Annotated in this window: 15 protein-coding genes; 6 read left to right on the top strand and 9 right to left on the bottom strand. The window is 68.6% G+C overall.

Going from position 1 to position 20,261, the window contains the following annotated elements; all coding sequences use genetic code 11:
• From ACZ5RK_RS11365 to cmr1, 3 genes are read right to left on the bottom strand one after another with little or no spacing between them, the layout of a single operon-like run.
• Nucleotides 1-3,081, bottom strand: coding sequence for a hypothetical protein (locus ACZ5RK_RS11365; RefSeq protein ID WP_464910115.1), 3,081 nt, complete (start codon nt 3,079-3,081; stop codon nt 1-3).
• 11 nt (nt 3,082-3,092) lie between these two features.
• The gene (locus tag ACZ5RK_RS11360; RefSeq protein ID WP_464910114.1) at nt 3,093-3,989 is read right to left on the bottom strand and encodes an RAMP superfamily CRISPR-associated protein; all 897 of its coding nucleotides are present in this window, start codon (nt 3,987-3,989) and stop codon (nt 3,093-3,095) included.
• Nucleotides 3,986-5,026 (bottom strand): type III-B CRISPR module RAMP protein Cmr1, encoded by a 1,041-nt coding sequence (cmr1, locus tag ACZ5RK_RS11355; protein ID WP_464910113.1) that lies wholly within the window; start codon nt 5,024-5,026, stop codon nt 3,986-3,988. Before cmr1 ends, ACZ5RK_RS11360 begins: the two co-directional genes overlap by 4 nt.
• A 764-nt stretch (nt 5,027-5,790) precedes the next feature.
• On the opposite strand from cmr1, the gene ACZ5RK_RS11350 reads away from it, so the two are divergent.
• From ACZ5RK_RS11350 to ACZ5RK_RS11335, 4 genes are all read left to right on the top strand, one after another.
• A complete protein-coding gene (locus ACZ5RK_RS11350; RefSeq protein ID WP_464910112.1) occupies nt 5,791-6,003 on the top strand; it encodes an integrase core domain-containing protein in 213 nt (70 codons plus the stop codon).
• Nucleotides 6,004-6,130: 127 nt separating this feature from the next.
• Nucleotides 6,131-6,391 carry a hypothetical protein gene (locus tag ACZ5RK_RS11345; RefSeq protein WP_464910111.1) on the top strand — a complete coding sequence of 87 codons (261 nt, stop codon included), beginning with the start codon at nt 6,131-6,133 and terminating at the stop codon, nt 6,389-6,391.
• 9 nt (nt 6,392-6,400) lie between these two features.
• A complete protein-coding gene (locus tag ACZ5RK_RS11340) occupies nt 6,401-9,721 on the top strand; it encodes a pilus assembly FimT family protein (protein ID WP_464910110.1) in 3,321 nt (1,106 codons plus the stop codon).
• Nucleotides 9,700-10,779 (top strand): hypothetical protein, encoded by a 1,080-nt coding sequence (locus ACZ5RK_RS11335; protein WP_464910109.1) that lies wholly within the window; start codon nt 9,700-9,702, stop codon nt 10,777-10,779. The genes ACZ5RK_RS11340 and ACZ5RK_RS11335 overlap by 22 nt, the downstream gene beginning before the upstream one ends.
• Nucleotides 10,780-10,786: 7 nt before the next feature.
• Here the strand turns inward: ACZ5RK_RS11335 and ACZ5RK_RS11330 are convergent, their stop codons facing one another.
• The 3 genes from ACZ5RK_RS11330 to ACZ5RK_RS11320 all read right to left on the bottom strand — a co-directional run bounded on the left by ACZ5RK_RS11330 (nt 10,787) and on the right by ACZ5RK_RS11320 (nt 17,456).
• The gene (locus ACZ5RK_RS11330; RefSeq protein WP_464910108.1) at nt 10,787-14,143 is read right to left on the bottom strand and encodes a M66 family metalloprotease; all 3,357 of its coding nucleotides are present in this window, start codon (nt 14,141-14,143) and stop codon (nt 10,787-10,789) included.
• On the bottom strand, nt 14,140-14,919 hold the full coding sequence (locus ACZ5RK_RS11325; RefSeq protein ID WP_464910107.1) for a COG1470 family protein: 780 nt from the start codon (nt 14,917-14,919) through the stop codon (nt 14,140-14,142). The genes ACZ5RK_RS11330 and ACZ5RK_RS11325 overlap by 4 nt, the downstream gene beginning before the upstream one ends.
• 83 nt (nt 14,920-15,002) lie before the next feature.
• Complete coding sequence (locus ACZ5RK_RS11320) at nt 15,003-17,456, bottom strand: COG1470 family protein (RefSeq protein WP_464910106.1); 2,454 nt, start codon at nt 17,454-17,456, stop codon at nt 15,003-15,005.
• Between the two features lie 121 nt (nt 17,457-17,577).
• On the opposite strand from ACZ5RK_RS11320, the gene ACZ5RK_RS11315 reads away from it, so the two are divergent.
• Together ACZ5RK_RS11315 and ACZ5RK_RS11310 are read left to right on the top strand one after the other, a co-directional pair.
• Nucleotides 17,578-17,763: a PIN domain-containing protein gene (locus ACZ5RK_RS11315; RefSeq protein WP_464910105.1), complete on the top strand. Its 186-nt coding sequence runs from the start codon at nt 17,578-17,580 to the stop codon at nt 17,761-17,763.
• A gap of 372 nt (nt 17,764-18,135) precedes the next feature.
• A complete protein-coding gene (locus ACZ5RK_RS11310) occupies nt 18,136-18,573 on the top strand; it encodes a hypothetical protein (protein WP_464910104.1) in 438 nt (145 codons plus the stop codon).
• 20 nt (nt 18,574-18,593) lie between these two features.
• Here the strand turns inward: ACZ5RK_RS11310 and ACZ5RK_RS11305 are convergent, their stop codons facing one another.
• The 3 genes from ACZ5RK_RS11305 to ACZ5RK_RS11295 all read right to left on the bottom strand — a co-directional run bounded on the left by ACZ5RK_RS11305 (nt 18,594) and on the right by ACZ5RK_RS11295 (nt 19,952).
• Nucleotides 18,594-19,172 (bottom strand): hypothetical protein, encoded by a 579-nt coding sequence (locus ACZ5RK_RS11305; protein ID WP_464910103.1) that lies wholly within the window; start codon nt 19,170-19,172, stop codon nt 18,594-18,596.
• A 302-nt stretch (nt 19,173-19,474) separates the two neighbouring features.
• A complete protein-coding gene (locus ACZ5RK_RS11300; RefSeq protein ID WP_464910102.1) occupies nt 19,475-19,687 on the bottom strand; it encodes an integrase core domain-containing protein in 213 nt (70 codons plus the stop codon).
• A 103-nt stretch (nt 19,688-19,790) separates the two neighbouring features.
• The gene (locus tag ACZ5RK_RS11295) at nt 19,791-19,952 is read right to left on the bottom strand and encodes a hypothetical protein (RefSeq protein WP_464910101.1); all 162 of its coding nucleotides are present in this window, start codon (nt 19,950-19,952) and stop codon (nt 19,791-19,793) included.
• Nucleotides 19,953-20,261 lie beyond the last annotated feature (309 nt).

The following is a 20,261-nucleotide window of genomic DNA, read 5'->3' as shown; positions in this document are numbered from 1 at the left end:
CTACCTCCTCTGCAGACCCTCTTTGACAACGCTTAAGTGCCAGTCTATGGCCCACTGCAGAGTTTCCCGCGTGGCCGCTCGGGTGAGGCTTTCCAAGCTCGTACCCTGCACCCCCAGGTAGTCCGCCAGAAGGCCACGCAGGGTGGCCTGCCACAGCTGGGAGGAGGCTTCCATCCCACCCTCGGGTGGGTGCCAGTCCTCCTCCAGGCGGGCCAGCTCGCTCCGGAGGCGTTGCAGGGACGTTTGGCTTGGAGCAACCCTCCGCAGGAGCTCCCACACTCCCCGCATCTCCGCCCAGTCTTCCAGGTACCGTGGAGGAGTTGCGTCAAACCGGGCGGCGTTGGTTTCCATGAAGAGCGTCTTCACCCTCGCGGGTAGTACCCGGACTCGGTCCCCCGGTCGCAGGTCGGCCACATGCCGGTAAACCTGGCCCTCCGGGTGCCGAAAGTCCCGGGGAAAGCGCACCTTTGGGTCTTCCACGGCCACGTACGGGTAGAACACGTCCTCCCGGCCATCGGGCAGGCCTACCGGCACGAGCCGAAGGACCTCTTGGCCATCCTTCCTCCGCAGGCACAGAGCTACCACGCCCTCTTTTTGCTTGACTTCTCGGACTTCCCAAACCTCCTCCTCGGCCTCCAAGGTCTCTTCCAGGTTCCGCGCGGCCTCCACCACCGCTTGATAGGGGACCAGGCGGGGGAAGGCGACCACGCCCGTGCGAAGGGGAAGGCGGTCCCACACCCGGGCAAAGCGCTCCTGCCACCGACTCAGGGCCAGGTCCACGCAGGCGGAGGCGGCTTCCAAGGGCACCAGCACCCGCAAACGTAAGGGGGAAAGCTCCAGCGGGATGGTAGGGTAATAAACGCCGAGATGGCTGTGGGGTCTAGAGACCTCTTTCACCTCGGATATCTCCACATCCCGAGGCTTCCCAGAGGCGTCTTCTTTTTGCAATGCGATCATTTGCCCCTGAAGGGCCCGCTTTGCCTCCTCGGGCTTCAAGTGCCAAGCCAGGTTGGAGATGGTCAGGAAGCCCTCCAGGTTGCTCAGGTAAAGCAGGCTAAGGGGCTTACCTCGCCAGGAGCCGGAGTAGACCTCTCCGTCCGACCATCCGCTTGGGTCCCTTGGGACCAAGAGCAGCCGTCGCACCCGCCAGGGGTTGTCGCTGCGTGCTGCTAATTGCCGGAACTCCCGCAGGAGGTCTCGGAAAAACTCTTCCGCTTCCCGCCAGAAGCGGTAGACCCGGCCCGGTGACGGCAGTTTGCGGAAAAGTTGATGTGCCAGCCATGCCGCCCGCTGGTCATCGTTCAGGTTGTTCCATGGAGGTGCGTCCGCGCGGTCCTCGACGATCTTGTAGAAAAAATCTGGCCAATCATTCTCGTGCCTATATCCCTCTGACAGATTCTTCAGAACCGGATCATTCTTATTAAAGGAAACAAGTTTACCCCGCACATAGGTTAAGAGACTGTCATAGGCGCTTTGTGGGTTTAGTGGATTAGGTGTGCCATCAAGCACAGGATTGAACCGTGCCCACTCCGGGATGGCCTGGGCTCGCAGGCTGTCCACCCGCTTGCCGTTGAGCCAGTCTTCCAGGTCCAGGGAAAGGGTGAGCAGGGCCAGACGGCCGTTGCGGTCGGCCACCTCTTCAAACCAGATGGTGTCGTGGCCCAGTTGGCCCTGAAGCCAGGCATCGCGGCGGTGGTGGCGGCGGTCACGGCAGACCCGGCAGGGCTTGCCTTTGTCGGTGGGGTCGCCGTTCAGGCGCACCTGGCAGACGGGGCAGACGTGGCCATGTGCCTCGGAGGGGATTAACCAGCGAATATCCCATCGTCTGTGCACCGGGACGGCCACGGTCTTTTGTGCCTCTCTCCATTCTTCCACCAGGGGCACCAGGGAACGGGTGGGCTGGCTCAGGCGCACATAGGGTGGAGTTTCCAGGTCCAGGTCGCGGGCGATTTCTTCCACTTGTTCCTGCAACCATCGCGCCCACCCGTTCAACCAATCGGCCGGAACCGTTTCGTCAAACCGCTCCCCAGGGAAGGAGAAAACGGCCACGCTGCTATCGCGGTACAGCAAAGAGCCCACCGCCAGGTCCACCTCCACCAGCGTGGCCACCCGGCGGAAGAATTCTTCAATCGTTCCCTGCGCCCCCGTCCAGTCGCCGATTTTTACTGCCCGGGCCTCATAGTGCTCCGTACCCAGGGCCACAGTAAGCAAGCGCCAGCGAGTGTTGTTTTTCAAGTAGGAGTTCACCATCTGCTGGCGCTTATTCCCTAAATTATTCCAGTTTGCCACCTGGGTTCTAAGGCGTTTTTCGATGTCTTGCTCCGTCAGGCTAGGTGAAGGATCCAGCAATGCCCCTGCCACCGCACTCTTGAACAGGGCAGCTGCCACATAGGATTGGTCCCAAAGAGTCACATCGTTGTTGGGAAGCCGTGTTTCGGCCAGAGTGGAAAGAAAGGCCCGGCGGATGAAGGAGCCCTCGCCGATGGCTCCTTCACGCCAGCGCTGCCAGAGGGCCACATCCTGGACGTTCTGTGTACCGAGATGGCACAGTTCCTCCAGCACACGACGGATCTCATTCACCAGTTGGCGCCACCCTTGCGGCGAAAGGATCTCCGGCGGGTCGGCTAGCAGGTTGCGCTTGGGATGACCCCAGGGAGAAGAAAGCCACATGTGGGGAATGGTCTGGTCAAGGTAGTCAGATGTGGACGCCGGCAGATTTTTCTCAACGCCGGATACGGTACCGTGTCCGGCCTGAAGTAGGCCTAGTAGTCCAGGATCGCTTGCCCCTCGCCCACCGTGCTTTTCGGTAAATGTGGCAAAAGTATTGGGCCATGCGTCGGCAAGGTTGCCGCTGTTGTAACGTTGTTTGACCCACCCCAGCAGGTCATCCCAGGGGAAGGGCGGCGACTCTTGCTGATGCCACTTGCGCTCCTGATAGCCATTGTCGTTCTCACCACCATGGCGTCGCAAAAACTCAACCCGGGCCTTGCCCGCCATGTGGAACCAGCCGACGGCCTCCATGGCCAGAAGCAGAGGGCGGTGCTGGCGCAGGGTTTCAGCTGGGGAAAAGGTAGTGCTCATGGTGTACCTCCCTAATTGAGCCACCTTTCCACTTCCTGCCAGAGCTCGTCGCGAGTATTTCTTTCCACACTGCCGTGCGTTTTGTGGAAAGCGCGCCACTTGGTTATCTTCGCCGTGCCCCAGCCTACGGTGCGCTTGGCGGAGATGCCGTAGGTAGTGAGCAGAGCCTCAATGGCTTCTAACAAATTGGGGAGGAATTCTTTGGGTTTGAGCTCTGGCTTCATCCCCGGCCAGGGGGCATAAAGGAGCGAGAGTGTTCCTTTTGCGCCGGGCGGCACTACTTCGTAATAAATGGGCTTTGTGCCAGCGCGGCGCTCTCGGCTGTGGGGATTGATGACCTCAAAGCCTATGCGGTCAAACCAGGTGGGGTAGAAGACCAGCGCGCCCTGATGTAATTTCTCGTGCTCCTCCTCGCCCTTCTCATGGCCAAAGAGGTGCAAAATCCAGTCCGGGTCGCGCCAGCCGTCCAGTTTCCCGTTGCGCCGCTCCAGGTGCTCCCGCAAACCGGCCTGCATCCGGCAGGCCCAGCGGAGCATTCCCTTCCAGGACGAAGCCGCCATGAAGGGCACCCCGAAGACCCGGTCCTTGCGCACCGGGTTGTCCAGCACATGGAAGACCCGGTCGTCTTTGGAGTACCACGGGGTGAGGAGTTCAAAGTCCACCTGGAGGGCGAGCCAACTCCGTGAAGGAACATTGGGGAAATCCGGCTCAGTCTCTAAGATTAGATCAGGAATCGTGATGCTTCTACTTGCCTGTTGCATATAGCGAGAGCGGGCGTTTTTTTTGTCTGCCTGGAAAAAACGCACTGAAACTTCATCCACAAAACCGCCCGCAAGGCCTTCAGGCAGGGTCAGCGTTTCTTGTAGTCCTGGGTCGTTGCTTAAAGAAACAAAATAATCCCAGGTCATGCGCCTTCCTCCTGCTCAAATAGTTTGGTCAAAATTTGTGCACCTATTTGAAACTCCCTCTCGGGCTGGAAACCAGGCCAGACTTGCCCGAGGCGGCGCTTTATCTCGTCAAAATCCACCAGCCCCGGCTTCACAAAGCCAAAAGTGCGGCCGCCTTCTCCTGGGTGCTTGAAACTGAACACCTTCTTGCTCTCTTGCTGGCGACCAGCGAGCCAACCGTACTGAGTCGGGGGATCATCGTCGCTATACCGCCTTTCGTGTCGACTGGTCTGTGGACATCTTTGTCCTGGCAGGTGAACTTGATTACAGCGTTTACATCGCTTACTTTGGTTACGGCCCACAACCCTGTTAAATGAGCTATTGTCAGGATCTATTCTGGTTAGATACCGCCCCTTCACAAACCAAAAATTTTGCAAAGAAGCCCAGGAAAAATTATCGTCGGGAAAGCCGGTGAGCCAACGGTTGTCAGTTACATAAGCTCGGATGTCTTCAAGCGTTTTGTCACACTGCCAACCCACAGGACACTTCACATACTGCACAAGGCCGAAATCCCGGTGATGATGCTCGTTTTGTCTGTTCTGTTCATCCGACGGCTTAAACACCGTCTTCCCACCTATGGCTCCATACTCGGCAATGAGGCGAAGGGTGGCGTCCAGCAGGCACCATTCTTCGGATGTAATAGGCCGCAGGGGGATAAAACGTAGGGTAAAGGTCTGGCCTGCCCGGATCTGCTTCTGAATGACTTTATCGTTCTCGTCCAAGATCACGAGCCGGAACTTGCGCGCCCAGCCGGTGCAGCCGAAGAGCTCGCAGACGACACAGTGGTGCCCGGGCTCGTGAGGGTTCTTATTCCCGGCCGGGCAGCGGACGCCGTCTGCAGTGGGATCGCACGCCTTTCCGCCAAGGCCCCGCACAAGCACCTCGTACCACCAGCGGATGGACCCTAACAGACCCGTGGGCTTAAAGGAGTTTCCCTCCCGGTTCAGGTCACCTGTCCATATATCTGCGAGGGCTTTTAACTTCCACTGTTTCGCCATATGGACCATCAACTCTTTCCCCTTAGATTTGTCTTGATGCTAACAAACCCTGATGGGTCCGTCAATAGACCTGGAGCTCCGCCTCAAGAGGGCCATTGAAGAGATCCCGCTGGAGCACCCCGGTCACGCGAAGCGTAGCTTGGGTACGGCTACCGCCGGGTCACCGAGGAGCTCCGCGTCAGTCCAAAGGGCTAAGCTTGCAACGGATTCACCGCCTTTGCAAGGTACGGGCTTCCGCCCGTGACGCAGGACTTCCACCTCTCCCTGAAGCACGCCGTCCGGAGGCCCAAGCCCAACCCCCTGCTGCAGATCGTGCTCCTGGCGGGGGACAAGGCCGACCTCCGGGGTTTTCTGCTGAAGCAAAGGGAGCCTGAGCCCTTCGAGCTCCACAAGGCGTTTCCCTTCGGGAAAGCGGGTACACCGACTTCACCCTCCTGCCCTACCGGGGAGGGAAGGCCTGGTTCGTACCCGTCTTGGGTCAGCCGCCTTGGCGGCTACGTTCCCCACAGGACGCGGACGGTGGTGGCCTTCGGCCTGGGCCCGTCCCCTTCGGCGGAGCTGGCCCTGGGGGCCTAGGAGGAGGCCAAGGCCTTTCTCCAGGCCCAGGTGGGGAGGCTCCCCAGGGCCCTGGTGCACCACGTTGCGGGGGGTCCTTTCCTGAGCCACGACTGGGTGGGGACGCTGCTGCTGAAGGACGGGCAGGGGCTTTCCTACAGCCTGATGGGGGCCAAGGGCGTCACGCGAAGCGTACATTTTCTCCGGTGGTGGAGAGCTTTTTTGCCCGGTTCAAGGGGGAGGGGAGAGACCAGTTTTTGGAGGCCAGAAGCCTTGGGGAGCTAAGGGAGGTGGTGAGGGAGCGCCTACGCTACTACCACGAGAGCCGGTTGCACTCGGGGCTCGGTTATCGGACGCCAAAGGAGGTGATGGAGGAGGCGCTGGGGCAAAGCACGCGGGACACCACACGGGAGGCAAGGTGAAAGTGTCTAAGTTTTGGGGGCTGGATCAGCGGGCTACGACGGCAGGGGAGGGGAGGTAACCTTCACCGTGGGACAGGAGAGCTTCACGCGGGGGGGCAGCCCCTACGGTAGCGTCTACAGTTCGGCCGTGCGGCACTCCGTCCCCCCCAACGCCCTTCTGACCTACACCCCCTCCCCCGGCTTCCGGGTCTACCTGGACACCAAGTCGGTTTCGGGGGTGACCTACGAGTACTACTGGCAGCTCAAGAGCGTCTCCTTCCCCGCTTCCACCCCGGGGGCGGGGGGCGCGGCCTCGGCCTACATCAACTGGACCCTCTTCCGGTGCCCCGTGGCCTCTACGAGCTGTCAGGTGTGGGACGGCTTCCTCTGGAGGGCGGCTTCCAGGTGAGGTGAGAGCATGAGGAGACACGGTCTTACCCTGATAGAGCTTCTGGTGGCTCTGGCCCTGGGAGCGGGCCTGGCCTATCTCGCCGCCACGTCCCTGGTGCGGGGCTGGCTCGCCTCCAAGGACGTGGTGGAGCAGGGCGTGGCCGCCCAGGGGCTCTCCCAGGGCCTGGAGTACGTGCGGCAGCGCCTCGAGGCCAGGCCCTCGGGGCTTCTGGTCCAGGCGGACGGGGCCACGGTGGTCTACCAGCGCTGGAACACCTCTCCCTGGGTGCCCCTGGGTCTGGCCAAGGGGGACACGGCCTACCGCCTCCCCGAGGACCCCGGGGGGGCCGATGGGGACCTCTACCTGCTCCTGGACCCCGCCACCGGGGAGGCGGCGGTGCTCACCCGGACGGCCCTGACGCAGGCGGGGAGCGAGTGGCGCCTGGAGACCTCCTGCGCCTCGCCCTTCGCGGGCATGGCCTACCTCTACCGCCTCTACCCCGTGGCCCTGGCCCTGGGCGGGGCCACGGGGGCGCAGGGGACCAGGGCCGACGCCCTCTACCTCTCCGAGGGAAACGGCCCGTGGGAGCTCGTGGGGGCGGGCTTCTCCTCCTTCCAGGTTAGCGCCCGCTACCGCGCCGAGGATGGGGAGGCCCGGGTGGACCCCGAGGGGCGCCTCCTCCCCGGGGGCGTCCTGAGCCCCTACCTGGTCCTCGGGGGCAAGGGCTTCTACCTGGAGGACCTCCTCCTCGGGGGCAGGATCGGGGACCGGGACCTGAGGGTGGCCGCCTTCCTGGGCCACCCCGCCCAGGCGGAGCGGGTGCGGGCCCTGGTGGCCTGCGGCTCCCGGCCCCCCGTCCCGCCTCCCTCCTCGGGGGGCACCCTCTCCGTGCAGGTGCTGGGCCTGCCCCAGGGGGCGGAGGCGGACGTGCGGGTGGAGGGGCCCGGGGGCTTCTCCCGGACCCTCACCGCCTCCCAGGACCTCTCCGTCCCCCCCGGGACCTATACCGTGAGCGCGGGGGCGGTGTCCGTGGGTGGGGCCACCTACGCCCCCACCGTGGAGGGAAGCCCCGCCCAGGTGGCCGAGGGAGAGAGGGCCACGGTGACGGTGACCTACACCAGGGCGGGGGGCACCCTGCGGGTCACGGTGACGGACTACCCCCTGGGGGCCGGGGAGAGCGCAGTCTCCTACCGGGGGAGCGCGGGCTCGGGCTCCCTGTCCTACGCCGCGAGCGGCACCTACGACCGGGCCGTTTCCCCGGGGACCTACAGCCTCTCCGTGAGGCCCCTCTACGTGCGCTCGGGGGGCGACTACTACCAGGCCTTCCTCTCGGCCTCCTCCGTGGCGGTGCCCGAGGGGGGGGTGGCGGAGGTCGGGGTGGACTACCAGCGGCTTCAGCCCGGCGTCCTGAGGGTGGTGGTGCGGGGGCTTCCCCAGGGGGCCCAGGCGGACGTGCGGGTCACGGGCCTGGGGGGCCTCGTGAACGAGCGGGTCACGGCCCCCGGGACCACGGACCTCACGCTCCCCTCCAACACCTACTCCGTGGACGCTTTCGCGGTGAGCGCGGGTTCCGCCACCTACTACCCGAGCCCCCCGAGCCAGAGCGCCACGGTCCAGAGGAACCAGACCACCACGGTCTACGTGGACTACGCGGCCGCCGCCGCCCTCACCGTGGAGGTGGTGGGCCTGCCCCAGGGGGTCCAGGGGGACGTGAAGGTCTACGGGCCCAACTCCACCACCGCCCTCTACCGCTCCCTGGGGAGCACCCAGACCTTCAGCGTCCCCCCCGGGACCTACACCGTGAGGGCGAACCCCGTGACCTCGGGGGGCGACACCTACGTCCCCACGGTGACGGGGAGCCCCGTCACCCTCCAGGGAGGGGATGGCGCTACGGTGCGGGTGCAGTACGCCAGGCAGGCCACGGGCAGGCTCAAGATCCTCTTCGGTTGGTCCGGGGTCCTCCACCCCTCTACCACCTTCCCCGTGACCCTCTCGGGGCCCGTGTCGGGGACCTACCAGGGGTACCACATAAGCCTCGCCCAGGGGGTCCAGGCCTACGACCTCCCCGTGGGGAGGTACACCGTGACGGCGCCCTATCCCGGGGTTCACGGGGCCTCCAGCGGGAACGGGTTTTTACAGGTGAACGGGTACCGCTTCTACCCCTGCGACTACCCTGATAACTGTACCCCGGTTTCTGGCTCCACGTCGAACTTCACCTTCGACCTGCCCGAGACGGGAGGGACCCTGTACCTCGGGGCTTCCACGTACTCGATGCCGTCCCGCACCCCTTCCATCACCGTCCGCTTCTGCTTCCCCGGCAACCTGAACGGCCAGGGGGTGACCGTGCCCGTGACGCGCTACGGGGTCACCGGTGGTGGCAACGAAACCCAGATCGCTACCGACTCCCTCTCCCTCACTCCCGGGACCAGCGGCTCGCCCGTCTCCACGCTCGCCTGCGCCCAGCGGGACTACGGGTCGTGGGACTTCTCCTCGGGCTCGTACGCGTATCCCGGCTTCGCCCTGGAGTTCGGGAACGCCACCGCGGGCGGGACCACCTACTACCCCGTGGTGCGCAAGGCGCGGTCCCTCTGGTACCGCGTGACGGGGGGAACGCTGACGGTGGTCTACGTCCCCTCTCCCCAGAGCTACGCCTGGTACCAGCCCTACCTGCTCCAGAGCCTGGGGTGGATCTCGGGGGGGCCGTCCCTCGCAATGCATATCGACGCCAGCGACGGGGGCTCGTCCCTCCCCCTCTACGATAAATTCCTGATGGGCGGGAACAGCTTCGTGGGCGGGTCGGACCAGGAGGTCTCCTCGGCTTGGGGCCTGGACCTCTACGCCTCCACGGGGTACACCTACACCTTCACCGCGGGGCCTTTTGCCAGCTACAACCCCGTGCTCTCCGCCCTCGGCTCCCCGCCCGGCTCGTTCGGGGGAACCGTGTCCCTCGCCCAGGGTTCCCGGGCCCTCACCTCCGACCCCCTCGCCTACATACGGCTCTGGCGCCGTCAGGGGAGCGGCTGGGACCGGGACGACGCGCGCGTGAACGTGAGCCTCTCCCGGGGGTCCTGCTCCTACGGCGCGGTCTACGTGCGACCGGGGTCCAGCGACTACGCCTGGTGGAACTTCACCCTCCCCCCGGTCACGGGGCAGGTGCGGGATGGGAGCTACTCCTACCACCTCCCCCCGGGTAGCTACCAGATCCTCTTCCACCGGGTCCCGGGGTGCCAGAACGGGTTCAGCGTCCGGGTGGACAGGCCGGGCTCTCCCCCCCAGACCTTCACCGGGGACAGCGTGTCCGTCACCTTGGGGCCGGAGGACACCCTGTGGATCACCGCCCGGTACTAGCCCTGGCCCTCTCCCTCCTCCTCGCGGGGTGCGGGACGCGGGAGGCCTCCCCTCCCCCCGCCGTCCTGGAGGGGGCGGAGCGGGTCCGGCTGGTCCTCGCCCGCTCCGCGGGGGAGCCCTCCCCCCAGGAGGCCCTCCTCCTCTGCGACGCCAGGGCCCCCTTCCAGGCGGTCCTCGGACCCGGGGGGTGCCTCCCCGTCCCCCAGGGGCTCTCCCTGGGGGCCAGGCCCGTCCTGGGGGGGCTTCTGGAGGTGGGGGTCTTCCTGCGCCTCGCCGCCACGGGGGAGGGGTGGCACCTGCGGTACAGGCTCTACCCCGCGCGGGGGGTGGGGGACTTCGCCGCCTTGGTCCTGGCCCCCGGGGGCCTCTCCGGCCTCCCCGAGGGGCCCCTCTACCTGGGAAGCCTCCCCCGGGGCCGCCCCTCCTTCCGTCACCCCCTCCTCCTCGCCCCCTGCGCCCGCCCCGCTCCCTGGGGGTGCCAGGGGGGGTACGTCTCCCCGCCCTTCCGCCCTCCCAGGGGGGCGGTGGCGGACCTCTCCGCCCCCTACCCCTCCCTCTCCCTCCCCCGGGGGTACGACCTCGGACCCTTCGCCGCCCTGAGGCTGACCAGGCGGGGGAGGGGAGTGGAGGCGCGGCTCTCCGACGGGCGGGTCCTCTACACCGAGGGGCCCGGGAGGCCCCTCCTCCTCGGGAAGCGGGTGGTGGAGCGGGTCTTCTCCGGGGTCCTCCGGGCGGGGGTCCTGCGGGTGGAGGGCGGGGAGGCCGGGGAGGTCCCCTTGGTCCTCGCCGGGGGCCGGGTGGAGGCCCTCCCCGCGCGGGGGGAGGCCCTGGCCCTTCTCGCCGAGGGGCCCCTGGTCCTCCACCCCGGGCGGTACCGGGCCCTGGTGGGGAGCCTCCTGGACCGGGCGGAGGGAAGGGAGGCGGTGGTGGAGGGGGCCTACCTGGGCTTCCTGCCCCCCCTCGGGGTGGAGGTGCGGCACCGGCCCCTCTACCCGCCCTACCCGCGCCTCTCCCCCTACGCCCCCGCCGTCCTGGTGGAGGCCAGGCGGGTGAGGTGAGGCCGCCTCACCGGGGCAGGGTGAGCCTCGCCGCCCGGAGGCCGTCCGAGAGCTCCACCAGGAAGCTCCCCCCGGGGGGCAGGCCCTCGGTGGAGACGGCGATCTCCCCGCCTTCGGCGAACTGGGTGAGGAGGGTCCTCCTCCCGTCCGGGGCCAGGTGGTACAGGGTGGCGTAGGGGAGGCCCCTCCAGGTGAGGCGGGCGAGGGTCCCCTCCTCCTGCACCCGGGCCTCGGGGGCGGCCTGGGGGGCGAGGCCCCGCTCCCTCCGGTGGAGGACCTCCCCGTCCCGCACCACCTCCAGGGCCTCGGGCTCCCCGGGGAGGAGGGCCTCCAGCCTGAGGGCGGTCACCTCCCCCGCCCTGTAGACCTGCCCCAGGAGGGGCACCTCCAGGACCTCCCCCCCTATCCGGGCCCGGAGGCGGTAGGGGGTGGGCTCCCCCGAGGCCCTCCTCCCCTCCCGCAAGGGGTAGACCCGGAGGGAGCCATCGGGGAGGACCCAGGCGGCGAAGAGGCGGCGGGGGGAGGGCTCCACCGCCTGGGGAAGGGGGTAGGCGTAGGAGGGCCAGGGTTGGGGCGGGTTGGCGGTGAGCCAGGCCCTGGCCTTCTCGTAGTGGTAGCGGGAGATTCCTGCGGGGCCGCAGTAGCTCATGATGTCGTAGTCCCCGGGGGTGCGCACCAGGGGGCCTCCCGTGCTGAAGTTCATGCGGTCCAGGTTCCAGGTCCCGGTGGTGCCGTCCGGGTTGGGGTAGTTGGGGTCGGGCATCCCCGGGTCCCCGCAGGGGGCGTGCTCGAGGCTGAGGTTGTGCCCGAGCTCGTGGGTGAAGATGGACCCGTCGGGCAGGGACTGCAGGAAGACCAGGATTCCCCAGCCAACAACTCCCATGCCGCCCACGGGGGACCCGACCCAGGTCTCCCCGGGGAGGGCCCGCACCACGGGGACCACCCCGGCGTAGTGGTGCACGCTGTCCAGGCTTCCCCCCAGGTCGTCCCGGGCGATCTGGGCCACGGCGTCGGCGAAGTCGAACCAGTCCTCCCAGGTGTAGCGCCAGCGGCGGGGGAAGGTGTAGACCCCCCGGTCCCTCACCAGCACGGCCTTCAGGGGGAGGAAGGCGGTGGCGTCCCCCCAGCGGGTGCCCGAGAGGGTGGCGGTGTCCTCCGTCACGGGGTCCCGCATGCGCACCACGTTCTCCCAGAGGTTCCAGGCCTCCCCCTCCACCCGGGGGGAGAGGGTGAGGGAGGTGAGGCTGTCCGGGGTCTTGTTCAGGCGGTCCTCGGGGTCGGCCCGCACCTCCACCCGGAGGCCCGGGGCCACCCAGCTCCCCGGGAGCTCGGCGTAGCAGGTGGTCTCCAGCCTGGCCCGGTCCGTGGTGGCGGGGATGGGGTTGGGGCAGGTGAAGGAGAGGTCCCCGAGGCGGGTGGAACCGCTGTAGGCGGTGGCGGCCAGGGGCCTCGCCAGGGAAGTGGGGGGGTCGGCGGTGAGGTGGACCCGGAGGAAGGCCCGCTTGCCCGCGAGGAGGGCGAGGTCCCGGTCCATGAGCACCTGCCCCCACTCGTAGTCCATCCGGAGGCGGGTGGCGGGCGGGGTGACCTCCACGGAGAGGGGCTGGGTCCGCGCCAGGCTCCCGGAGGCCGCCCTCAGGGTGAGGCTGTGGGTCCCGGTGGGCGTGGAGGAGGAGGCGGAGAGGGTGAAGCGCACCGTCTGGGAGGCGTCGGGGGAGAGGCTCACGCTGGTGGGGGAGAGGGCGAGCCCGCTGGGAGCCCCCACCAAGGAGAGGGAGACCGTCCCGGAGAAGCCTCCCCGCGAGGTCAGGGTGGCCTGGAAGGAGGCCTGTCCGCCCTGGGGCACCTGGAGGGAGGCGGGGTCGGGCGGGGAGAGGGTGAAGTCGGGCGCGGGGTTCACCGCGAGGGTGAGGTCCGCCTCCCGGACCAGGCTCCCCGCCGCCCCCCGCACCTTGAGGCGGTAGGTGCTCGTGGGGGTGGCGGAGGAGGCGGAGAGGGTGAGGGTCCGGGTCACGGAGCCGCCGCCCGGGACCGCCACGCTCGGGGGAGAGAGGGAGAGCCCCTCGGGCACCCCGTCCTGCCCCGGGGCCAGGGAGAGGGAGACCGTCCCGGTGAAGCCCCCCTGCGGGGTGAGGGTGAGGGTGGCCTGGGCCTGGCCCCCCTGGACCACGGTCAGGGAGGAGGGGGAGAGGGACACCTGGAAGTCGGGGGGCGGGGTCACGGTGAGGGAGAGGGAGGCGGTGCGGTCGGCGAGGTCCTGGGCCCTGCCCCGCACGGCGAGGGCGTAGCTCCCGGCGGGCACGCTTCCCCCCACCTGGAGGGTCAGGGTGGCCTCGTCTCCCGTGGCGGGGTTGGGGGAGAAGCTCCAGGCGATGCGGTCGGGGGCGGGGCTCTGGGAGAGGAGGTCGCTCCCCTCCAGGGAGAGGGCCACGGGGCCCGGGAAGCCCTGGCGCTCCAGGCGCACCTGGACCTGGAGGCTTCCCCCCTGGGGGGCCCTGGGGGAGGCGGGGGAGAGGACGAGGGCGTACCCCGGCTCCACCACCCGGAGGGCGAGGTCCGCCTCCCGCGCGAGGCTCCCCGAGGCGCCCCTGACCCGCAGGGCGTAGGTGCCGGGGTTCACGCCCGAGGCCACGCTCACCGTGAGGGGCTGGGCCACGGGGGTGGAGCCGGAAACGGCCACGCTCTGGGGGGAGAGGGAGACCCCATCGGGGGCGCCCACCAGGCTGAGGTTCACCGTCCCGGTGAAGCCCCCTTGCGGGGTGAGGGTGAGGGTGGTGGCGCCGCTACCCCCCTGGGCCACGGTGAGGGCGCCGGGGGAGAGGGCGAGGGCGAAGTCGGGGGGCGGGGCGGTGACGGTGAGGGCGAGGTCCGCCTCCCTGACGAGGCCTCCCGCCACGCCCCGGACCTTCAGGGCGTAGGCGCTCGGACCCACGGAGGGGGCCACCTCGAGGGCGAGGGTCTGGCTCACGGGGGCGGATCCGCTGACCTCCACCTCCGTGGGCGAGAGGGTGATCCCAGAGGGAGCCCCCACCAGGGAGAGGGAAACCCTCCCGGCGAAGCCCCCCTGGGGGACCAGGGTCAGGGTGGTCTGGGCGCTGTTTCCCCGCTGGACGGTGAGGCTTGCGGGGGAGAGGGAGAGGGCGAAGCCGGGCGGGGGCGGGGCGTCCCGCACCTCCAGGGCCAGGGCCGCCTCCCGGGTCACGTCCCCCCCCGAGGCCCTGAGGAGGAGGCGGTGGGTGCCCGTGGGGGTGGCGGGGGAGGCGGAGAGGGTGAGGGTCTGGTTCACCGGGCCAGGGCCCGTCACCTGGAGGCTCTGGGGGGAGAGGGAGACCCCATCGGGGGCGCCCACCAGGCTGAGGTTCACCGTCCCGGTGAAGCCCCCTTGCGGGGTGAGGGTGAGGACCGCCTGGGCGTTCCCCCCCGCTCCACCTGGAGGCTCTGGGGGGTGAGGGACACCTGGAAGTCGGGGGGCGGGGCCGTCACCCTCAGGAGGAGGGGCCTCTCCAGGCGGAACCCCTCCCAGGAGGCGGCGAGGGTGGCCTGGTGGAGGCCGGGGGTCAGGGCCTGGGGAAGGGTGAGGGGGAGGGCGAGGTCCTGGGGCCCGGAGAGGTCCACCTCCAGGGAGCCCCGGGCCGCCCCCGACACCTCCAGGCGCACCTTGCCCGAGAAGCCCTCCCCGGGGACGAGGCGCACCTGGAGCCTGGCCTCCTCCCCGGGGGCGAGGCCGAGCTCGGAGGGGGCCTCCAGGGAGAAGGGGGCGAGGGCCCTCAGGGAGAGGTCGGCCTCGGCGGTGAGGTCCAGGACCTTGGCCCGGAGGCGCACCCTGTGTTCCCCGGGGGCGAGGTCCTGGGAGGCCCGCGCCCTCCCCTCCAGGCGAACGGTCTCCCCGGGGCGGAGGGTGGCTGGGGGAATCTCAAAGGTCAGGCCCTGGGGGGGCTCCAGGGGGAAGACGTACAGGGTGCCCTCTCGCCCGCCCCTGAGGGAGACCTCCAGGGCCAGGGGCGCCTCCCCCCCGAGGAAGACCCGGGGGGCGCCCTGGGCCGAGAGCCTGAGCTCGGGGGCCGCCTCCCGCGTCCCCGGGGTGCAGGCCCCGAGGGCGAGGAGGAGGAAGAGGGGTAGGAGAAGCTTCCGCTGTGCCATCTTGCCTCCATTCTAGCGGGGGCTTCCCCGCCCTCATAAGGGGGAGGGGGCGGCCCGGGCCGCCCCCTCCCTTCCTGGGAGGCCTACGGCACCGTCAGCCTGAGGAGGGCCTCGCGGGCGATGGGGCCCGAGACCGCCTGGAGGCGCAGGTAGTAGGTGCCGCTCGCCACGCCGGCGTCCACGCTCACGGTGAGGGCGAAGGTCTGGGGGGAGCTGCCCGAGACGGTCACGCTGGTGGGGGAGAGGGTAATCCCGGGGACGGGGCTCCCCGTGGCGTCGTCCACCAGGGAGAGGGAGACCGTCCCGGTGAAGCCCCCCTGCGGGGTCACGGTGAGGGTGGCGGCGCCGCTGGAGCCCGCGTTTACGGTGAGGGCGCTGGGGGAGAGGGAGATCAGGAAGTCGGGTGGGGGCGGCACGGTGACGGTGATGGGGACCGTGCGGGTGGTGGAGCCCGAGGTGGCCACCAGGGTCAGGTTGTAGGTGCCGGGGGCGGAGGCGCTGTCGTTTCTCAGGAGGAGGCCCCAGTTCTCGGCCGAGGTGTCCACCGAGGAGGGGGTGAGGCTGAAGCCCGAGGCCCCCGTGAGGGAGAGGGAGACCGTCCCGGTGAAGCCGCCCTCGGTGGTGAGGCTGAGGACGGTGGAGGCGCTTTCCCCGGGGCGGAGGGTGAAGCTCGCGGGGGAGAGGGAGACGTAGAAGGTGGGGGCTCTCACGGCGAGGGAGAGGGGGAGGGCGGTCTCCCCCGCGCTGTGGACCAGCTTCAGGGTGAGGGCGTGGTCCCCCAGGGGAGCCGTGGAGGAGAGGTCCAGGTTCACGGGAAAGGACTGCTCCCCGCTGGGGGCCAGGGTGAGGTAGCCCGGGGAGAGGCTGGCCCAGGACACGGGGCTACCCCCTTCCAGGAGGCTCAGGGCCACCAGGCCGGAGAGTCCCCCCGAGGGGGTGAGCCTCAGGGTGAGGGGGGCTTCTCCCCCCTGGTAGGCGGTGAGGCTGGAGGGCTCCACCCGGGCGGAGAGGCTTTGGGCCACCACCGTCACCCGGAAGGTGGTGGAGGCGGCCACCTGGCCGTTGTCCGCCCGGAGCCCCAGGGTGTAGTCCCCCGGGGGGCAGGAGCGCAGGTCCACCGCGGCGGAGTAGTCTTCGTGAGGGAATCCCGTCGGCGGGCTGTAGAAGAAGGAGCACGCGGGGCCGTCGACCTGGTAGAAGGCGAAATCTTCCGGGCGCAGGGTCCCGGCGTACCCTCCGAGGCGGTCCACAGCGAACCCCACGTGGAAGGTGTTGGGGTTGGTGTCGTAGGGGGTGACCTCCGTGATCCTCAGGGCGATGCCCTGGAGGGTCACGGGGACCCTCACGGTGGTCCTGGGGCCGCTCGCGGTGGTGGTGAGGGTGAGGGCCACCTCCTGGTCGCCGAAGGGGGCGCCCTCGGGCGGGGTCAGGGTGAGGGTGTAGGTCTGGGGGGACCCGTCCCTGGCCTCCACCACGTTGGGGGAAACGGTGTAGCCCCCGGAGGCCGCCACCTGGACCAGGCCCGCGTAGCCCCGGCCCGCGAGGGTGAGGGTGGTGGTGGGGGGGACGTGGGGCACGTAGCCCGTGGCGGGGGTGGCGGAGGCCTCTATGGCGTAGGGGCGGACGGTGAGGGGAAGGGTGGCGGTCCTCGCCAGGCTCCCGGACTCCGCCCTGACCTCGAGGGCCCCCGTTCCCTCGGCGCTCCCCTCCACCTGGAAGGTGGCCGTCCTCGGCCCGTCCGCGAGGTTAACCGCGGTCTCGGCGGGGGAGACGCGGGCGAACCCGGGAGCCCTCACGGAGAGGAGGACCACTCCCTGGAAGCCTCCCCTCGGGGTGAGGGTGGCGGTGAAGGTGGCCGTCTCTCCCGCCCTAAGGTCGAGGGAACCGGGGTCGAGGGCGAGGGTGAAGTCGGGCGGGGGGCTCACCGTCAGGCTCAGGGCCGCCTGCCGGGTGAGGCTCCCCGAGGCGCCCCTGACCTGCAAGTCGTAGGTGCCGGTGGACACGCTGGCGGCCACGCTCACCGTGAGGGTCTGGGTGACGGGGCCGCCGCCCGGGACCGCCACGCTGGTGGGGGAGAGAGTGATCCCGGAGACGGGGTTCCCGCTCCCGTCCACCAGGGAGAGGGAGACCGTCCCGGTGAAGCCGTTCTGCGGGGTGAGGGTGAGGGTGGTGGCGCCGCTGGACCCCTGCTGGACGGAGAGGCTGGTGGGGGAGAGGGAGAGGGTGAAGTCGGGAGGTCTAGGAGCCACCACCCTCAGGGTGGCTCTCACTTCCCTTGGGGCCTGTCCCTGGGGCACCACCTGGACCACCACCTCGTAGCTTCCCGGGGAGACCGTCCTCTCCACCCGGACTTGCACCGGGTACTGCCTTTCTCCGCTGGACACGGTGAGGGAGGTGGGGGAGAGAAGGGTGAAGCCCTCCGGGGAGAGGATGCGGAGGGCCACCTGGCCGTTGAACTCGCTGGCCCTCACGGTGAGGGTGCCGTTCGCCACCTCCCCCGCGGGCACCTCCTGGGGGAAGGCCAGGGCGACCTCCACGGTGGAGGGCACCTGGAGGAGCGAGCTGCAGGCGCTGAGCAAGACGGTGAGCGCTAGACCGAGCGGTAAACCGGATCTCGACCACCTCTGCGGCATTTCTCTACCTCCTCGGGGTCTGCGGGTGCGGGGGATCGGGGTGGTCCCCCTGGACGCGGGGATGGCCCTGGAGGCGGCCTACCTGGACCTGCCCCACCCGGACCCGGCGGACCGGTTCATCTTGGCCACGGCCCTGAGGCTTGGGGCGGTGCTGGTGACCAAGGACGAGCGCCTGAGGGAGTACCCTCGGGTCAAGAGCCTCTGGGAGTAGGGGACGCCTCGGGAGCAGAACGAGCAGCCGGCGAGGGAAGCCTTCCGTAGCCGCCCCTTCTGGTTGGAGGCGGGCGGAGGTCCGGACCGCTCCACAGTTAAAACCTCGGGGTTCCCTTAGCTAGGCGGAAGAGCGCCAGGGGGCTTTCGCCCCCCGGCATCTGCCTCGGGGTGCCCGCCGCTGCCTTCTTTCGCGAAAGCTCTCTTTCGCGAACACCGAGGGAAGGAGGGTCCCGAAAGCGCCTTCCTCAAGGTAGCTTTGCTGACCAGGGCCTTTTGGGGCTCGGAGGTGGAGGGAGCATATCTGGGCAAACGCGGCCCTACAGGATTGACACGACCGGTGACCGCAAGGTAAAGGTAAAGAGGAAGGAACGTGCGCCGGTGGGTCCTCGCCACCAAGGTGGCTTCGCTGACCCTCTTCCTCCTCGTGGGATGTGGCGGCCAGCTTGGCCCCATCTGCTGGACCTGCGGGGGTGGTGCCACAGATCCCCCCTTCCAGGTGTACCTCGAGCCCACCTACCAGAAGGTCCAAAGGGGAAAAGCTGCCCTCTTCACCCTCCGGGTGGTCTCCGACTACCCCTCGGTCCCCTTCGGGGGTGTCGTGTGCCTCCGGGACGACCGGGGCAACCCCCCTCCCCCAGGGATCGGCTGGGGAGAGGCCTGCCTCCCCTTCCGGGCGCAAGGGGAAGCGCGGCTGGACCTCGAGGTGGAGGTCGCCTCTTCCGCCTCCCCTGGGGTCTACCGCTTGCGCTTTGAGGTGAGCAACGGCTCCGTCGCCCGCTACGCGCCCTTCGCCCTGGAGGTGGAGTAAGCCCTCTCCTTCCCCGGCGTCTAGGGCAGTCCCCAGGAGGCCACGGGTGTCCAGTCCGAAGAGACGTTGAAGGGGAGGGCGAGGCGGTCCGGGAGGTGGCCGAAGTCGTAGGGGTCGGCGCTCAGGGCGAAGATCCGGGCGCGGTAGCGGCCCGGAGGAAGCGAGAGTCCGCCGGTACCCGCATCAAGCCGGATCTCCAACGCCCGGGTGAAGAGCAGAAAGTAGGAGGTCTCGGGCCGATCCCCCTCGCCGAGGCGCCAGAGTTCGGCGTAGTAGGCCTCGGCCCCCACCGCCCTTCCCCAGCGGAGGACGAGCTCCCGGGTGCCAAAGGTAAGGGAGGGATTTTCCGCGAGCGGCAGCAGGGTTGCCGGATCCACCGGCATCTCACGGTTCAGGAACCGGCCCCCCGGGAAGGAGGCCTCGAGGCGGTACGTGCCCGGCCGCGGGGCTAGGCCGTCCACCCACCAACCGAAGACAGGCCCCGAGCCGCCTAGGGGACGCACATCCAGGCTCCGCAGCAACACCTGGGGATCCGGGGTGGTCAGGATCACCCGCACCGTGCCCCACTCCACGGGCGAGGCGGCCACCATGAAGGCCAAGCCCGGCGGCTCGCCCTCCCGGTTCCACGTGCCCACCGACCCGGCGGTGAAGGGCGAAACGGCGGGGCCTCCCGCACACGCCGCCAGCCCCAGCAAGAGCAGTAGGACCGTAGCCTTCCCAAGCCCTCCCCTCATCGCCCAGGCTCTCCTCACCAGTCTACACCTAGGGGCTCCCCGGAGTTTGCGGGGGTCACCGTCCCTCAGACTTGACCGCTATACGGCCTTAGGGTAAAGAGGGGGCATGACCCTACGCGAGGCCTTGTCCCAGATCCCCTGATCCAGCCCCCTAAACTTAGACACTTTCACCCTGCCTCCCGTGTGATGTCCTGCGTGCTTTGCCCCAGCGCCTCCTCCATCACCTCCCTTGGCGTCCGATAACCGAGCCCCGAGTGCAACCGGCTCTCGTGGTAGTAGCGTAGGCGCTCCTTCACCACCTCCTTTAGCTCCCCAAGGCTTCTGGCCTCCAAAAACTGGTCTCTCCCCTCCCCCTTGAACCGGGCAAAAAAGCTCTCCACCACCGGAGAAAATGTACGCTTCGCGTGACGCCCTTGGCCCCCATCAGGCTGTAGGAAAGCCTCTGCCCGTCCTTCAGCAGCAGCGTCCCCACCCAGTCGTGGCTCAGGAAAGGACCCCCCGGAACGTAGCCTTCGGCTGACGGTCGTGGTGCACCAGGGCCCTGGGGAACCTCCCCACCTGGGCCTGGAGAAAGGCCTTGGCCTCCTCCCACGCCTTCAGAGCCAGCTCCGCCGAAGGGGACGGGCCCAGGCCAAAGGCCACCACCGTCCGCGTCCTGTGGGGAACGTAGCCGCCAAGGCGGCTGACCCAAGATGGGTACGAACCAGGCCTTCCCTCCCTGGTAAGGCAGGAGGGTGAAGTCGGTGTACCCGCTTTCCCGAAGGGAAACGCCTTGTGGAGCTCGAAGGGCTCAGGCTCCCTTTGCTTCAGCAGAAAACCCCGGAGGTCGGCCTTGTCCCCCGCCAGGAGCACAATCTGCAGCAGGGGGTTGGGCTTGGGCCTCCGGACAGCGCGCTTCAGGGAGAGGTGGAAGTCCTGCAGTAGGCGGTGAATCCGTTTGTGGTTGACCGGGAT

Source organism: Thermus kawarayensis JCM 12314 (assembly GCF_055393575.1).
The sequence above is the reverse complement of the archived record's forward strand: the minus strand, read 5'-3'. Positions and strand labels throughout refer to the sequence as shown.